The 19,707-nt window shown below is 71.9% G+C and carries 11 protein-coding genes; 2 read left to right on the top strand and 9 right to left on the bottom strand.

The window, feature by feature from the left end:
• Positions 1-298 precede the first annotated feature (298 nt).
• Positions 299-589, top strand: a complete 291-nt coding sequence (locus C6Y14_RS07545) for a chorismate mutase (RefSeq protein WP_107015701.1) — start codon at positions 299-301, stop codon at positions 587-589.
• Positions 590-1,275: 686 nt separating this feature from the next.
• Here the strand turns inward: C6Y14_RS07545 and C6Y14_RS07540 are convergent.
• Both C6Y14_RS07540 and C6Y14_RS07535 read right to left on the bottom strand, forming a co-directional pair.
• Positions 1,276-2,130 (bottom strand): hypothetical protein, encoded by an 855-nt coding sequence (locus tag C6Y14_RS07540; protein WP_225890946.1) that lies wholly within the window; start codon positions 2,128-2,130, stop codon positions 1,276-1,278.
• An 8-nt stretch (positions 2,131-2,138) separates the two neighbouring features.
• Complete coding sequence (locus C6Y14_RS07535; protein ID WP_404828726.1) at positions 2,139-3,413, bottom strand: hypothetical protein; 1,275 nt, start codon at positions 3,411-3,413, stop codon at positions 2,139-2,141.
• Positions 3,414-3,721: 308 nt separating this feature from the next.
• On the opposite strand from C6Y14_RS07535, the gene C6Y14_RS07525 reads away from it, so the two are divergent.
• Entirely contained in the window at positions 3,722-4,696 is a 975-nt protein-coding gene (locus C6Y14_RS07525; protein WP_199854658.1) for an LAETG motif-containing sortase-dependent surface protein, read from the top strand.
• Between the two features lie 217 nt (positions 4,697-4,913).
• Here C6Y14_RS07525 and C6Y14_RS07520 read toward each other — a convergent pair whose 3' ends face one another.
• From C6Y14_RS07520 to C6Y14_RS07490, 7 genes are all read right to left on the bottom strand, one after another.
• Positions 4,914-6,701 carry a GMC oxidoreductase gene (locus tag C6Y14_RS07520; RefSeq protein ID WP_107015698.1) on the bottom strand — a complete coding sequence of 596 codons (1,788 nt, stop codon included), beginning with the start codon at positions 6,699-6,701 and terminating at the stop codon, positions 4,914-4,916.
• A 93-nt stretch (positions 6,702-6,794) separates the two neighbouring features.
• The gene (locus C6Y14_RS07515) at positions 6,795-8,420 is read right to left on the bottom strand and encodes a succinic semialdehyde dehydrogenase (protein ID WP_107015697.1); all 1,626 of its coding nucleotides are present in this window, start codon (positions 8,418-8,420) and stop codon (positions 6,795-6,797) included.
• Between the two features lie 314 nt (positions 8,421-8,734).
• Positions 8,735-10,177 carry a diacylglycerol/lipid kinase family protein gene (locus tag C6Y14_RS07510; protein WP_107015696.1) on the bottom strand — a complete coding sequence of 481 codons (1,443 nt, stop codon included), beginning with the start codon at positions 10,175-10,177 and terminating at the stop codon, positions 8,735-8,737.
• A gap of 397 nt (positions 10,178-10,574) precedes the next feature.
• Entirely contained in the window at positions 10,575-12,407 is a 1,833-nt protein-coding gene (locus tag C6Y14_RS07505) for a serine/threonine-protein kinase (RefSeq protein WP_107015695.1), read from the bottom strand.
• Between the two features lie 100 nt (positions 12,408-12,507).
• Positions 12,508-14,175 (bottom strand): serine/threonine-protein kinase, encoded by a 1,668-nt coding sequence (locus tag C6Y14_RS07500; protein WP_107015694.1) that lies wholly within the window; start codon positions 14,173-14,175, stop codon positions 12,508-12,510.
• A 282-nt stretch (positions 14,176-14,457) separates the two neighbouring features.
• On the bottom strand, positions 14,458-16,329 hold the full coding sequence (locus C6Y14_RS07495) for a serine/threonine-protein kinase (protein ID WP_107015693.1): 1,872 nt from the start codon (positions 16,327-16,329) through the stop codon (positions 14,458-14,460).
• 301 nt (positions 16,330-16,630) lie between these two features.
• Positions 16,631-19,603 (bottom strand): protein kinase domain-containing protein, encoded by a 2,973-nt coding sequence (locus tag C6Y14_RS07490; RefSeq protein ID WP_107015851.1) that lies wholly within the window; start codon positions 19,601-19,603, stop codon positions 16,631-16,633.
• Positions 19,604-19,707: the final 104 nt, after the last annotated feature.

Below are 19,707 nucleotides of genomic sequence, written 5' to 3'. Positions count from 1 at the left end.
TTCGGGGGCGGCGCCCCCGAGTCAGTGACGGGAAGGATAGGGGCGGCGGGGGCGAGAAACCCGGTGTCTCAGAATGCGGGCCAGGTTGGTTGCCGCCCGGCGCGCAGGCATACTGCTTCCATGCTCACGCACCAGACCTTCGTCTTTACCTATGGCAACCGGCCCCCCGGCTGCCATGGTCGTGCTGCTTGAGCAACTGACAAGCGACTTCCCAGGCGCCCCGGGCCGACAAGGCCCGGGGCGCCTGCGTTTTCCGGACCTTGCCGCTCCGGGGCATCCCATCCCAAGGAGCCCTCGAATGAGCACAGCCACCCCCACCGACAAGACCGGCGCCCGCACCGAAGAGGCCGCGGACGTCATCACCGGCGCCCGCGAACGCATCGACACCCTCGACGACCGCATCATCGGCCTGGTCCAGGAACGCATGGCCGTCTCGGCGGTCATCCAGGAGGCCCGGATCACCTCGGGGGGCCGCCGGGTGAACCTGTCGCGCGAGATGGAGGTGCTCGGCCACTACAGGGAGGCGCTGGGCAAGCCGGGCACCGCGCTCGCGATGACGCTCCTGGAGCTGTGCCGGGGCCGCATCTGAGGGACGGCGTGCAGGACGGGGGGCAACCCGGGAGGGGCAGGGCAGGGTGCAGGGCGGCGTCGTGTACGACATGTGCGTACGACGGACGTCCGGTGCACGCACGTACGCATGCCCTCTCACCCGTACGGCGCGTGACCGTCCCCCGGCGGGCTTCGTTCTCCCGATGTCCGTGCCAGCCAGGGGCGGGCCCGAAGAACCACGCGTGGCTCCACTGGAGCGGGAGGCGTACGGACGTGCGCCGTGGGACCCCGTTCCAGAGAAGTGACCGGACGGCAGGGGACAGCAGCCCGGTCACCCAAGAGAGGTCGGCTCCGGGGACGCCCGGAGCCGACCGGCGGAATCTGTGCAAGCGCGGTCGAAACGGTTGCGTAGGCCGCGGCCCATCGAGCACGATGCCTAGAACACCCCGACTCCTCAAGCGACATCCGTATTGCACCGCCTTACCGCCATTGGTCGAGACCACGCGCACTCCCCTGGTGCGCCGGGCGCAGACCGGCGGACGCACAAGCCAGTGGGCGGCGCTACCCCCCGGCGCCGCCTCCCCAGGCACCGGCGCTGCCCTGACGTCGGTGCTGACCACGAAGGGCCCCGCGGATCGTCCCGCGGGGCCCTTCGCCTGCACCGGCCGCCGGCCTTCCGGCTCCCTGGTCTCCTATCCCGGGTCCCGGGTATCGGCTCGCGGCGGGCTAGGCGGTCTTCTTCGCCAGCTTGGCCAGTTGGGCCTTGACCAGCTTGGTCGGCACCTCGATCTCGTCCGCGTCCAGCATGTTCATCGAACTGAAGGCCACCAGCGTCGTACCGGCGCGGACGACCGTGTACGCGGCGGGCACCTGCGCCCCCTCGATCGAGGCGACCAGCCTGAACGCGACGGACTCGTCACCCAGGCCCGGGTCGGCCACCGCCTCGACGTCCTTGTAGTCGTAGTCGGCATGCCGGTACGCCGTGCAGTCCTTGGTCGCCGAACGCAGGCCGTCGATCACCGTGTCGGCCTCGCCGGACGGGTACGAGAGGAGGGCGAACGTGATCACCGAGGCGTTCGTCTCGCTCTTCGGCACGGCACCGCGGCTGACTCCCGCACGCGAGGCGGGGTCGGTGGAGAACAGGAACATGTCGGCGATCGGCTGGCACTTCGACGGGGTCGCCGGGACGGTCTGGCCCAGGAGGTCCGCCCCCTCCGACTCCTTGATCTCGAAGCCCTTGACGTCACCCGTCGCCAGCGCGGCCTTCTTCAACTGCGCCTTGGTCAGGGGCCCGTCGCTCTTCGCGGCGCCACCGCCCGGGGAGCCCTGCGGGTCGCGCGTGCCCTGCGAGGACCCCGTGTCCTGCGGGACCTTGGTGTCCTCGCCGCCCCCCTCGCCGCCCTCGCTGCCCTCGGCGGGTGCCTTCGTCCCCTCGCCACCGGTCGTCCCTCCGCCCGTCTTCGACCGCGAGGACTTCCCGTGCCCATCGGCGCCGTTCCCGCCCCCACCGCACGCCGCGACGCAAGCGAGGGCGACGACGGCCGACGCGGCCACCAGAGGGCGCGAGATCTTCATCTTCATCCTTGTCATCATGTGCGCGACACCGTCCCACACGGCTCCCCGCCGGAATCTCCGGAGCCACCGGAATCGCTGGAGCCACCGGAGCCGCCGGAGCCGTCTCCGATGTCCCGGCTGCGGTCGTACGGGTCGACCGCCGGCCCGCTCGGCGGCGCGCCCGCCGGTCCGCCGGAGGCCAGCCGCGGGTGCAGGAAGCCGTCGTGGACGTCGCAGGCGGAGTTGGCGATGTCGTCGTCGTACCTGATGACCGCCAGCCTGCCCGGCGTGGCCTCGTATTTCGCGGGGTTGAGCAGCCGCAGGTCGATGACGCGGCGGACGATGGTGCGGGCCACCTCGGTGGAGTCCGGGTCGGCGGGGGCCAGCGCGTAGACGAAGGTGTAGTCGACGTGGATGTCCAGCGCCCCGTCCTTGCCCGCCTCGAACGTCGTACGGCCACGGGTCTTGACCACGTCGCCGACGAGCCGTACCTCGCCCAGGTCGAAGCGGCTGAAGAATCGCAGCGGATCGTGGTCCTTGCCGGGCTTGCGCAGCCAGGACCTCAGGTCGTCCACGAGTTCGGGCTGTTTGGGGTCGAGCACCTCGCCGAGGACGGTCTCCGGGGTGTTGCCGAGCAGCGTCCCGCGGTCGACGTTCGCCCCGACGAGCAGGGTCCTGCTCTGCTCCAGGGCCTCGGCGACCTGCTCCTTCGAGAACGCGCCGACCGCTTTCGCCTCCGGCAGTACGATCCCGGCGGCGCCGTCGGCGTACCGCGCGGCCGGTGAACCGGCGAAGGGCTCGTCCAGGGTGGGCGTTCCGGGCGCGGCAGCCGGGGCCGCGGTCTCGGGCGCGGTCTCCGCGGGCAGCGGGGCCGCGGTCTGCGAGCCCGCGCCCAGGGCCGCGTCCGAGTTCGGGTTCGAGTCCGTGCCGAAGGGGTCGCCGGGCAGCAGGGACGGCTTCATGGCGACCACGGCCACCACGAGGGCGAGCGGGATGCCGACGACGGTCCACACCTTGCGGCGCCGGGCTCCGCGCCCGTTCGCCCGCGGGCCGACGGGGTCCGCGCGCCAGGCCGGGGGCCGTTCACCGCGGGCGTCCTGCTGCCGCAGCCGCTCGGTCACCATGCGGGCGCGCGCGGATGGCTCCTTGGGCGCCTGCGAGATCCGAATGTCCCGTTCGCTGTCCTGGACGAACCGCTCCCACACGTCGTCCGGCAGGGACTCCCCGAGTCCCACGGACTCCCCGGACCCCCCGGATTCTCCCGACTCCCCGTGCTCCTCGGGCGGCTTCCCGGACGGCTTCTCACTCACGACGTTCGCGCCTCTCCCCCATGGCTGACGTGCCGGTCGACGTACTGATCGAGGTACTGATCCACGTACTGATCCACGTACTCGAACAGTCGACCGAGGGTCAGTTCTAAGGCGTGGACAAGGGAGTTCACAAGTCGGGCCCTGCTGTGACCCAGCCCACATAAAATTTCTGTGAGTTCGAGGACAACCCTTCACACCAGTCACAGGTCTCACTCACGGAACCAACGGCCATACCCGCGACCGCCACGCGGAGGCCTCCCGAATCTCGTGCCGTGACATCGCGGCGCACCGGACTTTCCGAGGTCTTCATGAAGCTTCGCCGTGTCATGGCCGCTGCGGCCACGACGGCTGTCATAGCCCCGCTCGCGCTGCTGTCGGCTCCGGCCGCTTATGCGACCGACCCCACGCCCACCGGGACCGAGACCACGAGCGCGTCCGTGACGCCGGGTGCGACGGAGACCGAGACCGCCGGGACGACGACGCCCGCCGCGACGCCCACGACGACGCCGCCGACCTCCACGACCCCCGCGGGCACGCCGACCTCGACGCCGCCGGCGACCACCCCGGCGCCGAGCACCACCCCGCCCGAGGCGTCCGAGACCCCCGACCCCGAGCCGTCCGTGTGTGAGGACACCAAGGTCGACGTCAGCATCACCGGCCTGCCCGGCAAGATCGCCGTGGGCAGCGGCTGGCACAAGTTCTCGCTGAACGTCCTGAATTCCTCCGACTCGACGCTCCAGGACCTCGACTTCCTGGCCGGCGCCTCCTCCGACGTGGACGGCACGGACCTCTTCAAGAGCAAGCAGGTCCAGCTCCAGGCCTGGAACCCGGACGACAAGGTCTGGGAGAACCTCGACGAAGAGGGGTACGCGGTCGGCTTCGTCGGTTACACCGACGAGCTCAAGCCCGACTACGAGGTCCACGTCCCGCTGCGTATCAACGTGAAGTCCACCGCTCCGGTCGGCGCGGGCTTCTCGCTCGGCGCGACGATCTACGGTGACGACGACGCGGAGTGCACCGGCTTCGGTGAGGTCGCGTACAAGTTCCGGATCGTCGCCGCGGGTACGGACACCGGCGGCACGAAGCCGCAGGAAGGCGGCAAGGCGCCGGTCAGCGACAAGACGCCGGACAAGGCCAACACTCCGCAGGTGACCGGGAATCTCGCCGAGACCGGGTCGAGTTCCGCGCTGCCGACCATCGGGCTCGTGGGTGGGGTTGCGCTGGTCGCTGGTGTGGGGGCGGTTGTTGTTGCCCGGCGTCGTAAGGCCGGGTCCGACGCGTAGCTGCCCGCTGGGGGGCGGGTGATCGGCTGCGGGCCCGGTGGGGGCTGGGCTCGCAGTTCCCCGCGCCCCTTGAGGGCTGCGCCCTCTGAGGGGCGCGGACGCGTCACGCTTGACCGACTTGCTGTATGTGCGACAAGACGTAGGGACCTGCGCTCGGAGGGGGGCGCAGGTCCTTCGTCTTTTTCTTTTCTTCCCACTACTTCTTCCAGCTACTTCTTCACTTCTTCGGTGGGATCGTCGGCATGCCGAGGAACGGGAGTTTCAGGGCGCCGAAGGCGTCCGCCGGGACCGCGGGGGTGAGCGGCTCGACCGCTTCCAGGCGCTCGTACGCTGCGCCGGGCGCCGGACGCGGGTCCGTCTCACCCTTGTTGGGCCAGTACGACATCGCGCGCTCGGCCTGTGCCGTGATGGTCAGCGACGGGTTCACGCCCAGGTTCGCCGAGACCGCGGCGCCGTCGACGACGGAGATGCCCGGGTGCCCGTACAGCCGGTGGTACGGGTCGATGACGCCCTCCTCCGCGGAGGCGCCGATCGGGCAGCCGCCCAGGAAGTGGGCGGTCAGCGGGGTGCCCATCAGTTCGCCGACGTTGGAGCCCGGGAAGCCGTTGATCTCGGCGGCTATCGCGGAGGCGCCCTCCGAGGCGGTCCTGATCTGCTTCGGGTTGGGGGCCCCGTGCCCCTGGCGTGCCGTCAGCAGGCCCTTGCCCGCGCCCTTCGGTTTCAGGTACGTCGTCAGGGAGTTGTCGAGGGACTGCATCACCAGGCCGATGATCGTCCGCTCCGACCAGCGGCGGTTGGAGAGCGAACGCGCCACGAGAGTGGGGTGCTTCACCGCGTTGACCAGCCAGGCGAGCGCCCTCGACGAGCCCTCCGTGTACGGCACCTGGAGGATGGACAGGCTGCCCATCGAGTTGGAGCCCTTGCCGTAGCGGACGGGCTCGATGTGCGTGTTGGCGTCCGGGTGGATCGAGGACGTGATGGCGACACCGCGGGTGAAGTCCGCCTTCGCCTCGCCGGTGGCCTTGCGGTAGCGGCGGTCGCTGGTCTGCGCGCCCACCAGCGCCTCGGAGTTCGTACGGGTCAACTCCCCGAGCCGCTTCGACAGGTACGGCAGTTGACCGCCGTCCTTCATCCGGTGCAGCAGGGTCTGCGTACCGTAGGTGCCGGCCGCGAGGACGACCCGGCGGGCCTTGAAGACGCGTGCCTCGCGCGCCCTCCCCTTGCGTCCGCGGTCCGTGGGGAGCGTCGAGACGGCGAAACCGCCCTGCGAGTCGTCCGTGACGGACACGACGGTCGTCAGGGGGTGGACGACCGCGCCCGCCTTCTCCGCGAGGTAGAGATAGTTCTCGTTGAGGGTGTTCTTCGCGCCGTGTCGGCAGCCCGTCATGCACTCGCCGCACTCGGCGCACGCGTTGCGGGCGGGACCCGCGCCGCCGAAGTACGGGTCGTCGACCGTCTCCCCCGGCCGCGCCTTCGCGGACCCATCGGCGTCCTCGCCGTCACCGAAGAAGACACCGACCGGCGCCATGTGGAAGGTGTCGCCCACGCCCATCCGCTGGGCCGCCGCCTTGAGATGGACGTCCGAGGGGGTCATGGTCGGGTTGAGCCGTACGCCGAGCATGCGCTGGGCCTGGTCGTAGTACGGCTTCAACTCCTCCTGCCAGTCGGTGATGTCTTTCCACTGCGGATCCTCGAAGAACGGCTTCGGCGGTACGTAGAGGGTGTTGGCGTAGTTGAGAGAACCGCCGCCCACGCCCGCGCCGGCGAGCACCATGACGTTGCCGAGGAGGTGGATGCGCTGGAGGCCGTACATGCCGAGCTTCGGTGCCCACAGGTAGTTCTTGAGGTCCCAGGAGTTCTTGGGCAGTGTGCCTCGGGTGAAGCGGCGGCCGGCTTCCAGGACGCCTACGTGGTAGCCCTTCTCCGTGAGGCGGAGGGCGGTGACGGAGCCGCCGAAGCCGGAGCCCACGACGATGACGTCGTAGTCGTACGTTTCCTGAGGCACGTGCCTTCTCCCCTTTGAGCGTGCAGTGCAGGTGATCCGTGGTTGCTCGCGCAGTTCCTCGCGCCCCTGAGGGGCGGAGCCCCTCCAAGACCACTAGCGGAAGCGGAATGCCTTCATCAGGCGCAGGCTGCGGCTCATGAACTGGGCGTACTTCTCGTCGTCCATGCCCAGGGACGGGGCCATCGGCAGCAGGCGCTGCTGGGCGACCGTCTGGGCCTCCGTGTACTTGAGGATGCCCTCGGAGCCGTGGCGGCGGCCGAGGCCGGAGTCCTTCATGCCGCCCATCGGCGACTGGACGCTGCCGTACGCGGGCCCGTAGCCCTCGTTGATGTTGACCGTTCCGGTGCGCAGCCGGGCCGCGACCTTGGCGCCGCGGCGGCCGTCCTTCGTCCAGACCGACGAGTTGAGGCCGTACGCCGTCGCGTTGGCGGAGTCGATCACCTCGTCCTCGTCCGTGAAGCGGTAGATCGAGACGACCGGGCCGAAGGTCTCCTCGCCGCAGACCGCCATCGGCGACTCGACGCCGTCGAGGATGGTCGGCTCGAAGAAGTACGGGCCGATGTCCGGGCGCGCGACCCCTCCCGCGACGACGGTCGCGCCCTTGGCGACGGCCTCCTCGACGTGCCGGGTCACGGTCTCCAGCTGGCGTTCGCCGACCAGCGAGCCCATCTCGGCGCCGTACGCGAGGGACGTGCCGAGCCGCATCGCCTTGGTGCGTGCGGCGAACCGCTCCAGGAACGTGTCCGCGATCGACTCGTGGACGTACAAGCGCTCGATGCTGATGCAGAGCTGTCCGGCCGACGAGAAGCAGGCGCGGACCGCGCCGGCCGCCGCCCGGTCGATGTCGGCGTCCTCCAGGACCAGCATGGCGTTCTTGCCGCCGAGTTCGAGGGAGACGCCGACCAGCCGGGCCGCCGCGCCCTGGGCGACCTCGCGGCCGGTGCGGGTGGAGCCGGTGAAGGAGACGTAGTCGGCGTGCTTGACGACCTCCGGGCCGATGACCGGGCCCTCGCCGAGGACCACCTGGAAGACGTCGGCGGGCAGGCCCGCCTCGATCAGCAGGTCACGGGCCCACAGCGCGGTGAGGCAGGTCTCGGTGTCGGGCTTCATCACCACGGCGTTGCCCGCGACGAAGGCGGGCAGCGCGTCGCCGACGGAGAGTTCCAGCGGGTAGTTCCAGGGGGCGATCTGGCCGACGACGCCTCGCGGGTGGCGCAGCTCGGTGACCTTGGTGAGGGTCGGCATGGCGCCCGCGTGCCGCTTGGGACGCAGGTAGAAGGGGGCGCGGCGGCCGTAGTGGCGGGCCGCGACGGCGACCGCCTGGACCTCCTCGTGGGCGTGCAGCCGGGCCTTGCCGGTCTCCAGCTGGATGAGGTCCAGCACCTCGGCCTGGCGGGCGAGCACCAGGTCGTGGAAGCGCAGGAGGACGGCGGCGCGCTCCTTGACGGGGATCTGGCCCCAGAGGAACTGGGCGGCGCGCGCCCGCTCGTAGGCCAGCTCCACGTCCTGCGGGGTGGACTCCGGCAGGTCGGCCAGCTTCTCGCCGGTGAACGGCGTGTGGTTGGCGGTGCGGCCCGAGCCGACCACGCCACGGGTGAGCTGGGCGACCAGCTCGGGCGTGACCACGTCAGCGGCCGTACGGGCGCCTTCGGGGGCGGGCGCGAGAGGGTTGGTACCGGTCTTTTCCGGGGCCTGTGCCGGGGCCTGCGAGTCCGTCATGAGCCGCAGGGTATGCCCGCCCGAGCTCTTTGGGTACCCGTCGGTAACAGGGTTTCACCGAGTACACACAAGGCGCCAGTGATCACTGGCAGCAAATGCCCTGATCAGGGTGTTGTCCGGGGACGATCAGTGACGGCCGGAGTCCGGCGTGAGCCGGCCCTGGACGACCTCGTCGCTGTCGAGGATCGCCATCCGCTGCTGGTCGTCGGCGCCGCCCTGCTCGTGGAAGAGCGAGGTACCGAGCCGGACGCCGCCCGCCAGGAGCGGGGGCGCCTACGAGGGTGCCGATGCCGTGGGCTCAGATCACCGGTGGGTCAGGCCGTGGGAGGCGTCCGGTTCGCGGGCAGGGCCTCTTCCCGGGGCAGGGTGCGGTGCTTGGGGAGTGCCGTACGCCCCACCGCCGCCGCGAGTTTGCGCAGCCGGCGCCAGTCCAAGGGCGGCTTGGCCTCCGGCACGCCCGGCCGGTTCCCGGGGACGCGTACGCGCAGGGCACCGGGCTCGATCCGGCACCGTACCGGCGTGGGCAGCATGAGGGCCTCACCGTCCACACCGACCTCGATCTCGGGGCGGTCGGCGTCGACGACGACCTCGCGGGCCGTCAGCACCGTGAGCCCGGTGGAGTGCCTGCCCAGCAGGAGTCCGGCGGCCTCGGCGGCGTTCTCGACCCGCACGCCGAGGACACCCAGCACCCCGGACTCCAGCCGCTCTCGGTAGCCGAGGCCCGCCGGATCGTCCATGCGGTAGGGGTTGTTGCTCACCAGGAGGGCCTGGGGTCCGTCGACGACGGTCGCCGCGGTGGCGCCCCCCGCCTCCGTGCCCGCCGTCCCGCCCGTCTCCTCCACGCGGGCGGTCAGCCGCGGCCCCCGCTGGTGCGTGAGCAGTTCGGGCAGCAGCTCCAACGTCGTACGGACCTTGTCGTCCCGGTACTCGGGGCTCTGCACGACGACCGCGTACGCCCCGAACGAGGCGTTGTTGACGAAGGGGTACGTGTCGGCGAAGCCGAGGTCGACGTGGAGTTCGACGCCGCCTTCGGTGAGGGCGTCGAGGCTCGCCGCCGGGTCGTTGCGGTCGAGCCCGAGGTCCATGGCGAAGTGGTTGCGGGTTCCGGCACTGACGACGAGGAACGGGATGCCGTGCTCCGCGGCGACCGCGGCGACCAGCGCCTGCGTACCGTCGCCGCCCGCGACACCGAGCAGATCGGCGCCGTCCGCGACGGCCCGCCGGGCGAGTTCGGTGACGTCCTCGTGCCGTTCGGGGTCGAGGAGGTGGACCCGGGCCCCGAGTTTCTCGGCCTTCTCCTTCAGCCCGAACCGCTCGACCTTTCCGCCCCCGGACCGCGGGTTCATGATGAGGAAGGGGCGGGTGGGGGCGGGGGTCCGGTGCTCGCGCACGCGCACCGTGTGCGACTTGGTGCTGCTGAGCGCGAACTTCCCCGCCCAGACGGCGAACCCCCACAGGGTCAGGGACACGATGACGACCCAGAGCAGGTTCTCCGCGGCGAAGAACCAGACGACGGCGGCGGGTGTCGTGACGGCCAGCGCGACGGATGCGGCGCGGGACGGGCCTCTGAGGGTCAGTACCCACCACAGGGCGGCCACGGTGACGGCCGTGCCGAGCGCTCCCACCGCGACGAGCAGCAGGCTCGCGAGTCCCCCGAACGCGATCGGCAGCAGTACGGCGGTGCCGGCCGCGGTCAGGGCGCTGCGCGCCGCCCAGCGCTGCCGGGCATGTGCCCGCCCGTCAAGATCCAGGCCCACGCCTGCCGCCTCTCTCCTCGAAAACCTGCGCAGTTCCCCGCGCCCCTGAAACCCAAAAGACCGCGCAGTTCCCCGCGCCCCTGAGGGCAAAGACAAAAGACTGCGCCGTTCCCCGCGCCCCTGGGTGGGACGGGGCGCAGCCCCTCCCCGAGGGGCGCGGGGAACTGCGCGGCCAACCCCCACCATCCCGCAGACGAACGCGGTTTTTCAGGGGCGCGGGGAACGGCGCGAGCAACCCCCACCGTCCCGCAGACGACCGGCGTCTTCAGGGGCGCGGGGAACGGCGCAATCCTTTCGGCCAACCCCCACCGGGCCGCACCCGACGTTCGACGACCCGAGGCAGCAGTATGCCGCGCCAGAGCACTCGGCACCCCGCACTTACGGCGCAGACAGAAATTCACAACCTGTCGATGTCCAGGTTCGCGATGGCCGTAGAGGCAACCGCCCGCCCCCGCTCCGTGAAGTCACCTTTCCCCGGGTAACCGACCATCAGCTTGTACATGTCCCCCGACGCAGTCCTGTAGTACAGAACCTGAAGCTCCCGCGGCCGCGGATTCTCGGTGTCCGTGCTGGAGTAGACCACAGTGTTCCGGGCCGCCTTGCGGTCCTTGTACTTGACGTCGTTGGGATCACTGCGGGGCGCCGGATCCGAGTCCATCCCGAGCCCGTAGGCGCCACTCTGCTTGTAGGCCGCGTCGTCCTCGTACATCTCCGCGGACGCCGTCCCCGCGATCTTCCCGGTGGTGTCCTCGGCCTTCTTCTCCAGCGACAGGCTGATCCACAGCGTGCCGCTCAGGTCGGTGAACTGCACCCAGTGTTCGTCCTTGGGCGCGTCAGGCTTGGGCACGGTCTTCTGGTAACCCTTCGGCACCGCCATCGTGGCGCCCAGCGCCTTCACGTCGGTCTTCTTCCAGCCGTCCGGCAGCGGCCCGGCGAACGGGTCCGCGACCAGCAGGTACGCGGCCACCGCCGCCGCGACGACCACGGCCCCGAGGCCGATCCACCCCTTGCGGCCGACGCGGAGCGCCCTGCCACCGGGGTGCGCCCCGTCGGGCGCCGGCCGCTGGACGCCCTGGGTGGGTGCGAGCTGGGTGGGTGCGAACTGGGTGGGTACGGGCTGGGGCGGTCGCGCGGCCTGCTCCAGCAGGACACGTACCCGCGCGGCGTCCGGACGACGGTTCGGGTCCTTGTCGAGGAGGCCGTTGATGGCTTCGGCGAGCGGTCCCGTGGCCGCGTTGGGCGGGGCGGGCGTGGCGTTGAGGACGGACTGCAGCGTCGCGGGCGTGTTGCTGCGGCGGAACGGCGACACGCCCTCCGTGGCCGCGTACAGGACCACGCCCAGCGACCAGAGGTCGGATGCCGGGCCCGGGCGCTGCCCCAGCACCCTTTCGGGCGCGATGAACTCGGGCGAGCCGACGAAGCCGCCCGTGTCGGTCAGGTTCGTCTCGCCCTCGATCTGGGCGATGCCGAAGTCGGTGAGGACGACGCGGTCGCCCCTGCCGAGCAGGACGTTGTCCGGCTTGACGTCGCGGTGCAGGATGCCCGCCGCGTGCGCGGACTCCAGCGCGCCGAGCACCTCCAGGCCGATTCTCGCCGCCTCACGCGCGCCGAGCGTGCCCTCCTGGAGCGCGGCGCCCAGCGAGCGCCCCCGGACCAGTTCCATCACGATCCACGGCCGGCCGTCGACCACGGCGACGTCGTGGACGTTGACGACGGCCGGGTGGTCGAGCCGGGCCGCGGCGCGTGCCTCGCGGCGCATCCGCTCGGAGACATTGGCTCGTTCGCGTTCGGGAAGGTGGTCGGGGATGCGCGGTTCCTTGACCGCGACCTCCCGGTCCACCGTCTCGTCCTTGGCCCGCCACACGGTTCCCATGCCCCCGTGGCCGAGCTTGTCGAGCAGCCGGTACCGGTCCGCGATGAGCCGGCCGGAGCCGGGTTCGTGCGGCGCCTGCTGCCCGGGTTGCGCCTGTGCTGTCGGGTGCGCCTGCCCTGCCGGGTGCGGTGGCTGCGCCGCGTGCACCTGCCCTGTCGGGTGCGGCGGCTGCGCCGGGTGCGCCTGCTGCTGCGGCACGGCCTCGCGCACGGGTTCGGGCGCGACCTCGGGCACGGCCTGCGCGGGTGTGGCGTAAGGATTGCCGGGGTGGGGCACGGCGACCGGTGGGCGTGGCGGTTGCAGACCGAAACTCGTCGGCTCGTCGGGTCCGTAAGGGGCTCCCCCGTTGCTGCTCATGGGGTCCATCCTTATCGCGCCGGGCGCCTCCGCTCCACCCTGGGCGCTTTCCGGTCACAGACCCGTGACGCACGACGCACGCTTTACGGCGATATGCGAATCATGAGCCCTTACGCTCCACGGTGTCCACCGCGACGTCGAAGTACTCCCGCGCTTCCCGCGCCTTGCCGACCGGCGACGACACCAGTACGTCGTACATCCGGCCGTCCTCCTCCCAGCACAGTTCGTAGATGTGCCGTGCACCCTCCGCCGCGCTGAAGCCGTCCCAGGTGAACTCCCAGAGCGCGGCGGGGCGTCCGGATCGGGTGGTCTCGGTGACCCGGCCGTCGCGGTATCCGGGGTAGGTGTCGGGCCCCTTCTCGGCCGCGCGTTCCATCACCGCGAGCGGACCGCCCGGTTCCGGCGCCGACACCTCGACGCCGATGCGGAAGGTCTTGCCGGCCGACATGTAGTAGACGCGCTCGCCCTGCGCCTCACGCGTGAAGCCCACGGGAACGGCGAGCGAGAAGCCCGCCGCGTCGCGGACGAGACGGTATCCCGTGGGTACCGTGCGGCCGGCGGAGGCCGTGGGCCGGGAGCCGGTGGCGCTGACACCGGGGCTCGGCGTGGCACCGGTGGCCGTACGGGACGAGGAGACCGAACCTCCCGGAAGTGTCGGCCCGTTGCCGCCGTCCCCCATCAGCAGCGCGGCCGCCGACACACCCGCCACGGCCATCGCCGCGACGAGGGCCGCCGCGATCAGCACGTTGCGCATCGACGAGGAGACGGCGAAGGGGGCTCTCAGCGGATGCGGCACGGCCGGTTCCGCGACCGCCGACGCCGACGCCGAGATGCCGGGATCCCGTCCCGCCGCGCCCCGTCCCGAGGTGCCCCGCCCTGACGCGCCCCGGCGGGAGGGCGTATAGCCGGGCGGGACCTGCGGCATACGGCCCGTGTCCAGAAAGACCCGTAACAGCCGCTCCGCCTCGACCGCGTCGAGCCGCCGCTCCGGATCACGTTCGAGCAGGCCGCGCACGACAGGCAGCAGGGGTCCGGCGGCGGCGGGCGGCAGTATGTCGTCGACGACCACCGCGTGCAGCGTGCCGCCCAACGAGTCGCGGCGGAAAGGGGATTCGCCGCTCAGGGCCGTGCAGAGCAGTGCGCCCAGCGACCACAGGTCGGACTCGGGGCCGGTCCTGACGCCCGACATCCGCTCGGGTGCGGTGTACTCGGGCGACCCCACGAACGACCCGCTCTCGGTGAGCGTCGTGGCGCCCGCGACCTGCGCGACACCGAAGTCGGTGAGGACGACGATGCCGGACAGGGTGAGGAGTACGTTCGCGGGTTTCAGGTCGCGGTGCAGGACACCGGCGTCGTGCGCCTTGCGCAGCGCGCTGAGCAGGTCGATGCCCATCCGCGCCGCCTCGACCGGGCCGACGGGCCCGGACCGGGAGATGCGCTCGGCGAGCGAACCTCCTTCGAGGAGGTCCATGACGATGTACGGGCGTTCGTCCTGCTCGACGACGTCGTGCACGACGATGATGTGCGGATGGCGCAACTGCGCGATCGCGCGCGCCTCGCGCAGGGTGCGTTCCCGCTGCAGCCGGGACTCCGCCGCCGAGAGCGAGGCGTCGACGGCGAGTTCCTTGACCGCGACCTGCCGGGCCAGCAACTGGTCCGTGGCCCGCCACACGACACCCATGCCACCGCGGCCGATTCTGGCTTCCAGGCGGTAACGCCCCGCGATGACACGGGCGTTGTCCTCCGGTCTTTCCCCCTCGGTCGCCATGGCCCCCATCATGCCGCAACGGACGGAACCCTTCCGGGCCCACGCAACGAGGGTTGGCCGACAACCGACTAGGCCACACCCCGAAGGGACGCGGCGAACGGCACAGTCCTTGGCCTGTAGCCCCCAGGGGCGCGGCGAACGGCACAGTCTTCGGCCTGTGGCCCCCAGGGGCGCGGGGAACGGCGCGGTCTTTTGTCTTCTGCTTTTAGGGGCGCGGGGAACTGCGCGACCAGCCCCCACCGGCCCGCAGCCGACGAACTCCCGGCCAGTGCCGAGCGCACACTAGGACTCCGGCACCTGCCACCCCCGCAAAACCGTGTCGAACTGCTCCCGAGCAGTCCCCCAGTCATCCGCGGGCGCGGACATATAGATCACGTACTCGACCCCGTCCCGGCCGAGATACGCCTGCTCGATGGCCCGCCGAGGCCCAGGAAACTCCGTGTCCTTCCCCAGCGCGGTCCACGTGAAGTCCCACAGCGCCCCAGGCCGGTCCCGGAAGGTGTTCGACTCCAGACCGACCCGCTGGTACTCGCTCAGCCGCCCCGATATCTGCTGCTCCAGATCGACGAGATGCCGGTACGGATTGTCGAAGTCCGGCGAGTCGTCCACGGCGATGCGGACGAAGTGCTCACCGGCGTCGGGCGTGTAGTCGACCTGCGTGCCCTCGACCTGCCGCTTCCAGCCTTCGGGCAGTACGAGGCTGAAACCCTCGGGGTCGTCGACCCGCTCCCAGCCCGCGGGCACGTCACCGGTCTGGGCCGCCTCGGTCTGCTTTCCGTCGTCCTCACCGCCCGAGCCCGAGGGGGACGGGGTCCTGGGCGGCGAGGAGTGGTTCGAGGAGTTCGACGCGTCGTCGTCCCCCCAGCCGTCCGCGAGCAGCATCGCCGCGACACCGCCACCGCCGACGAGCGCGGCCGCCAGCACGACCGCGGCGACGGTACGGAACCGTCGCCGCCCGGACCGCCCGACCACCGCCGGCTGGTTCGCGGTGGCGACGGCCGGATCGGGTGCGGGCCGGCCGTGACTGCCGTAGGTGTCACGGCCGTCCGGGCCGCCGTAGGAACCGGGACTTTGCGGATACTGGCCGCCCGCAGACCCGTTGAAGCCGTGCGACCCCTGCGACCCGTGCGCGACGGCATGGGTGGCGTCCTCGGACCCGGCACCACCGAACCCAGGACCGGCGGACCCGGAAGCGGTGGACCCGGAAGCGCCGGATCCGGAAGCGCCGGCGGGCTGCGCGGGCCCGTACGCGCCCGGAATTCCCTGCCCGTACGTTCCCCGGGGGTCCCGCGCGCTGTCCCCGTGCTGCGTCGGCACATAGGCCTGCGCCGCGTCGGGCGCCCGCCCCTCCGCCGCCTCGGCGAGCATCTGCTCGGCCTCGTCGGGACCGGGCCGCTCGGCGGGGTCCTTGCGCAGCAGGGCGGTGATGACGGAGGTGAGCGGGCCCGCGTTCTCCGGGGCGTCGGGCTCCTCGCCGACGACGGCCTGCATGGTCGTCAGCGGTGTGGTCCGCCGGAACGGCGACCGGCCCTCGACGGCCGTGTAGAGCGTGGCGCCGAGCGCCCACAGGTCGGCGGACGGGCCCGGGTCCTGGCCGCGGATGCGCTCCGGCGCCAGATAGTCGACCGACCCGACGATCTCGCCGGTACGGGTGATCGTCGTGTCCCCCTCGACCTGGGCGATCCCGAAGTCGGTGAGCAGCACGCGCCGGTCGTGGGAGATCAGTACGTTGCCGGGTTTGACGTCGCGGTGCAGTACGCCGGCGGAGTGCGCGGCCCGCAGCGCGCGCAGGACCCACAGCCCGACCCGGGCCGCCTCCCTGGGCTCGATGCGTCCCGCGTCCTTGACGGCGTCGGCGAGCGAGCCGCCCTCGACCAGCTCCATGACGATCCACGGGCGGCCGTCGTGTTCCAGTACGTCGTGCACGGTGACGACGGCCGAGTGGTTGATGCGTGCGGCGGCCCTGGCCTCGGCCCGGGTTCGGGCGAGGAGGACGGCCTGCTCGCTCTCGGACACGTAGAGCGCGGCCGTCAGCTCCTTGATGGCGACGGAGCGGTGCAGCACTTCGTCGCGCGCACGCCATACCCGGCCCATGCCGCCACTGCCGATGGAGTCGGCGAGCCGGTAGCGGCCTGCGAGAAGCAGGCCCTGCATCTGATTCACGTTTCCCCGCAATGCTCTTGACAGGGTCAGACTAAGGACCGGCACGCACCCAGGGAACCGGCGGGGTCCTACGGAGACAGCACTGTGACGGTTCCCACGGGTATGAACGAACGGTTGCCGCCCGGTGATCGGGCGTTGACGGCAACCCGGTGTCACGGCCGCACAAGCCCCCTGGCTGCAGGGTGTGATGACGCCACATCACCCGGTGACCCGGTGACCCCGCACGACAACATCCGGTGACCCGGTGACCCCGCACGGCATCAACCGATGCCCCGGTGAACCCCGTACGGCATCAATCAGCGATCTGGTACGTCGACGACGCCTGCTCGTAGAGCCGCGTCACCTCGTCCCGCTCGGCCTCCGGACCGCGCAGCTGCAGCACGTGGTACTTCCCGCCGGCGATGATCACGAGGTTCCGTACGTAGACCTCGCTCCCCGTGGAGTCCTGCCAGGTGAACTGCCCCTCGGCCATGGCCCGTCCGCCCACGTCGATCCGCCGCATCCCGCTGGACGTGGCCCAGGTCGAGTCGCGGAACGGCTGCAACTCCCGCTCGTCCTCCCGCTGGTAGGACATCGGATCGCTGCCGAACTCCTCGGTCGTGTCGCGTCCGGGCACGACCAGCAGCTCGAACTTGCCCTGCGAGTAGACGACCTGGCCGCGTCCGTTCTTTCCCGTCCGATCCCAGCCGTTGGCGACCGCGACCCGGAACCCCTCGGAGTCCTTGCGCAGGGTGAAGCCCTGCGGAAGCTCGGGGCCAGTGGTCTGGGCCGTCGAACTGGACGAGCGCGTCGGACTCGGACTGCCCTTGTCGCCCGGCGACTTCTCGCCCTGCGGATCGGAGCTCGCGTTCCCGTCCGACCCCGCTCCGGTGTCCCCGGAGTGACCGGGAGTGGGGGCGACGACATCGCCCGCGGAACCCGTGCGCTCACCGCCGGAGTCGTTCTTCGGCATGAACGCCACGGCGTACGCGACGGCCGCGGCCATGAGGAGCAGGATCAGCAGAAGCAACGTCCGGCCGAGTCTGCGGGGCTTGGCCTCCTTGCCCTGCTTGCCCCGCTTGTGGCGGCCGTGGGGGGTGGTCGCCGGCAGCCCCGCGCGACGCCTGCGGACCAGCTCACCCCGACGGCGTACGACGGGAAGACGCCTGGGGTCCACCGGCGGTGCCGCTATGACGAACGTGCCCGCCTCCGGCTCGGGCGCCGACCGCACCAGCGAGCGCAGCCAGCCCCGCAGTTCCTCGAAGTCCAGGCGCTCGGTGGGGTCCTGGCGCAGCAGCGACTCCACGACGGGCCGCAGCGGACCGCACTCCTCCGCGAAGGCGGGCGGCTCCGCGCACACCAGCTGCACCAGCTCGGCGGTGCTCTCCTCGGGGTAGGGCGCGTGACCCTGTACGGCGCGGAAGAGCAGCGCGCCCAGCGCCCACAGGTCGGTCGCGGGCCCGATCGGCGCGGCCAGCTGCCAGTTCTCGTGCACGGGTCCGGCCTGCTCGGGCGCCCAGCGCTCGGTGACGGGCCCCACGACGGCCATCCGTGCCTGCCGTGCCCGCTCCGCGGCCAGCGCGGTCGCCGGGCCCCGCCGGGTGGCGGCAGCGGCGGCGAGCTGATTCCACTGCGTGGACGCCCCGCCTGTACCCGTGCCGATCTCTGTGCCGGTACCCATGCCGGTGCCGGTACCCATGCCGGTGCCAGTGCCGGTTCCGAGCTCTGCGCCCGCGCCCGCTCCCGCGCCGGGAGCCGCGGAGGTGTGGTCGGCCGACGGCGCGTATCCGGCGCCGTACGCGACGGCCTCAGTCCCCCGGCCGTCGGTCGCCCCACCGGTCCCACCTGCTGTCCCGCCGTTCCCACCGATCCCGCCGTGACCGCCGCTGCGGCCGTCGGGAAGCGCGGGAGGCCGGACCTGCCCGGGGCCTCCGACTGCGGGGGCCCCGCTGCGCGGCCCCGCACCGTGCCACGCGCCCGGCAGTCCCGCTCCGCCCACCCCGTACGGGTCTGCGATCTGCCCCGGCGGCGACGTGTGCTCCACCCCTTGCCCGGCTATCCGGCCCGAGATCGGCCCCGAGGCCTGACCGGCCTCCGTATCGCCCCCGGCGGGCAGCGACCGCGGAGCGGGCAACGCAGCGTTCCCGCCGTCCCGCTGCTCCTCCTGCACGCGGGCCGCCGCTCGCGCACCCGCGCGGTAGGCAGCGATGGCCCCGGCCCGCGCGGCCCGTACGTCTCCGCCGGCATCCAGCGCCCGCTGCGCCATGTCCGAGGCATGCGCCTGCGACTGTGTCCGGCCCTGGCTCTGACCCTGGCTCTGCTGCCCCTGGCCCTGGCCCTGCATATGCGCCTGGCCCTGCGTATGTGCCTGTGCATGTGCTTGCGGGACGGGCAGCGCGCCTGTGCCGCCGCCCCCGCGCACGGCCTCGACCGCTCCGCGGCCGCCGTCCGGACCACGCGCTCCGGGCACCGCCTGTCCGACGGAGCGGCCCGGAGCGCCGGAGGACTGGCCGAGCTGCCCGACGGCGCCACCGGGCCGGGACGCGTGCCCGGACGAACCGCCCGCACCTGTCGGACCGGCCTGACCTGCACGTCCTGCGTGTTCCGCCTGGCCCGCCCGCCCCGCCGACCCGCCCGGTCCGGCATCACCCTCGGCGGCCGGCACCGGGTCGTACCCGCACAGCGCCTCTTCCGCGGCCCCCGAGGCAAGGCCCGTGAGCATCACCCGGCCGTCGTCGCAGACGAGCACCGTGCGCGCGGTGATGTTCCGGTGCACCCAGCCGTGCGCGTGCAGCACCCGCAGGGCCGTCAGCACGTCGGAGGCCACCTCGGCGGCCCGGTACGGGCTCAGCGGTCCCTCGGCGAGCAGTGCCGCGAGCTCCCGCGCGGGTACCAGCTCGCTCACTATCCACAGCGAGCCGCCCTCGGCGAACACGTCGAAGACCTGGTCGAGCCGGGGGTGGTCAGGTATCTGCGCCGCGGCCTGGGCGGCCTCGATCGCCCGTCGCACGGCCGGCTCGGTGGGCCGCCGTGTGGTCCGAGCGGACGACCGCCGCACCCCGCCGTCCCGCGTCCTGGCGTCCCGCGCCACGAACCCGTCGGGCAGCCCGTCCGAGTCGAGCACCTCCGCCTCGACGACCTCGGGCAACGGCACCTGCCGGACCAGGACTTCCTGTCCGCTGTAGGTGTCCCAGGCGCGGGACGACTCGGCGGGCTCGTACTCGTCGGTCGTCGGGAGCGGCAAGCGGTAGCGGTCGGCGAGCACCCGTCCCGCATAGTCCTCCACGATGCCTCCCCCGGCCGCCCGGTTGGTCAAATCCGTTCGCCATGCGTCCCGTAGTGGCTGCAGTTGTGGCTGCGTACGGTCCGCAACCACTCACGATACGTGCC

This window comes from Streptomyces dioscori, assembly GCF_003024195.1.
In the GTDB taxonomy this organism is placed as follows: Bacteria; Actinomycetota; Actinomycetes; order Streptomycetales; family Streptomycetaceae; genus Streptomyces; species Streptomyces dioscori.
Note: the sequence above shows the minus strand (reverse complement) of the source record. Positions and strands in the feature narration are given on the sequence as shown.

Bases quoted from the DNA above. Each gene is read 5' to 3' on its own strand.
- C6Y14_RS07545 (WP_107015701.1), top strand. From the start codon at position 299: ATGAGCACAGCCACCCCCACCGACAAGACCGGCGCCCGCACCGAAGAG.
- C6Y14_RS07540 (WP_225890946.1), bottom strand. From the start codon at position 2,130: ATGAAGATGAAGATCTCGCGCCCTCTGGTGGCCGCGTCGGCCGTCGTC.
- C6Y14_RS07525 (WP_199854658.1), top strand. From the start codon at position 3,722: ATGAAGCTTCGCCGTGTCATGGCCGCTGCGGCCACGACGGCTGTCATA.
- C6Y14_RS07515 (WP_107015697.1), bottom strand. From the start codon at position 8,420: ATGACGGACTCGCAGGCCCCGGCACAGGCCCCGGAAAAGACCGGTACC.
- C6Y14_RS07505 (WP_107015695.1), bottom strand. From the start codon at position 12,407: ATGAGCAGCAACGGGGGAGCCCCTTACGGACCCGACGAGCCGACGAGT.
- C6Y14_RS07500 (WP_107015694.1), bottom strand. From the start codon at position 14,175: ATGGCGACCGAGGGGGAAAGACCGGAGGACAACGCCCGTGTCATCGCG.
- C6Y14_RS07495 (WP_107015693.1), bottom strand. From the start codon at position 16,329: ATGCAGGGCCTGCTTCTCGCAGGCCGCTACCGGCTCGCCGACTCCATC.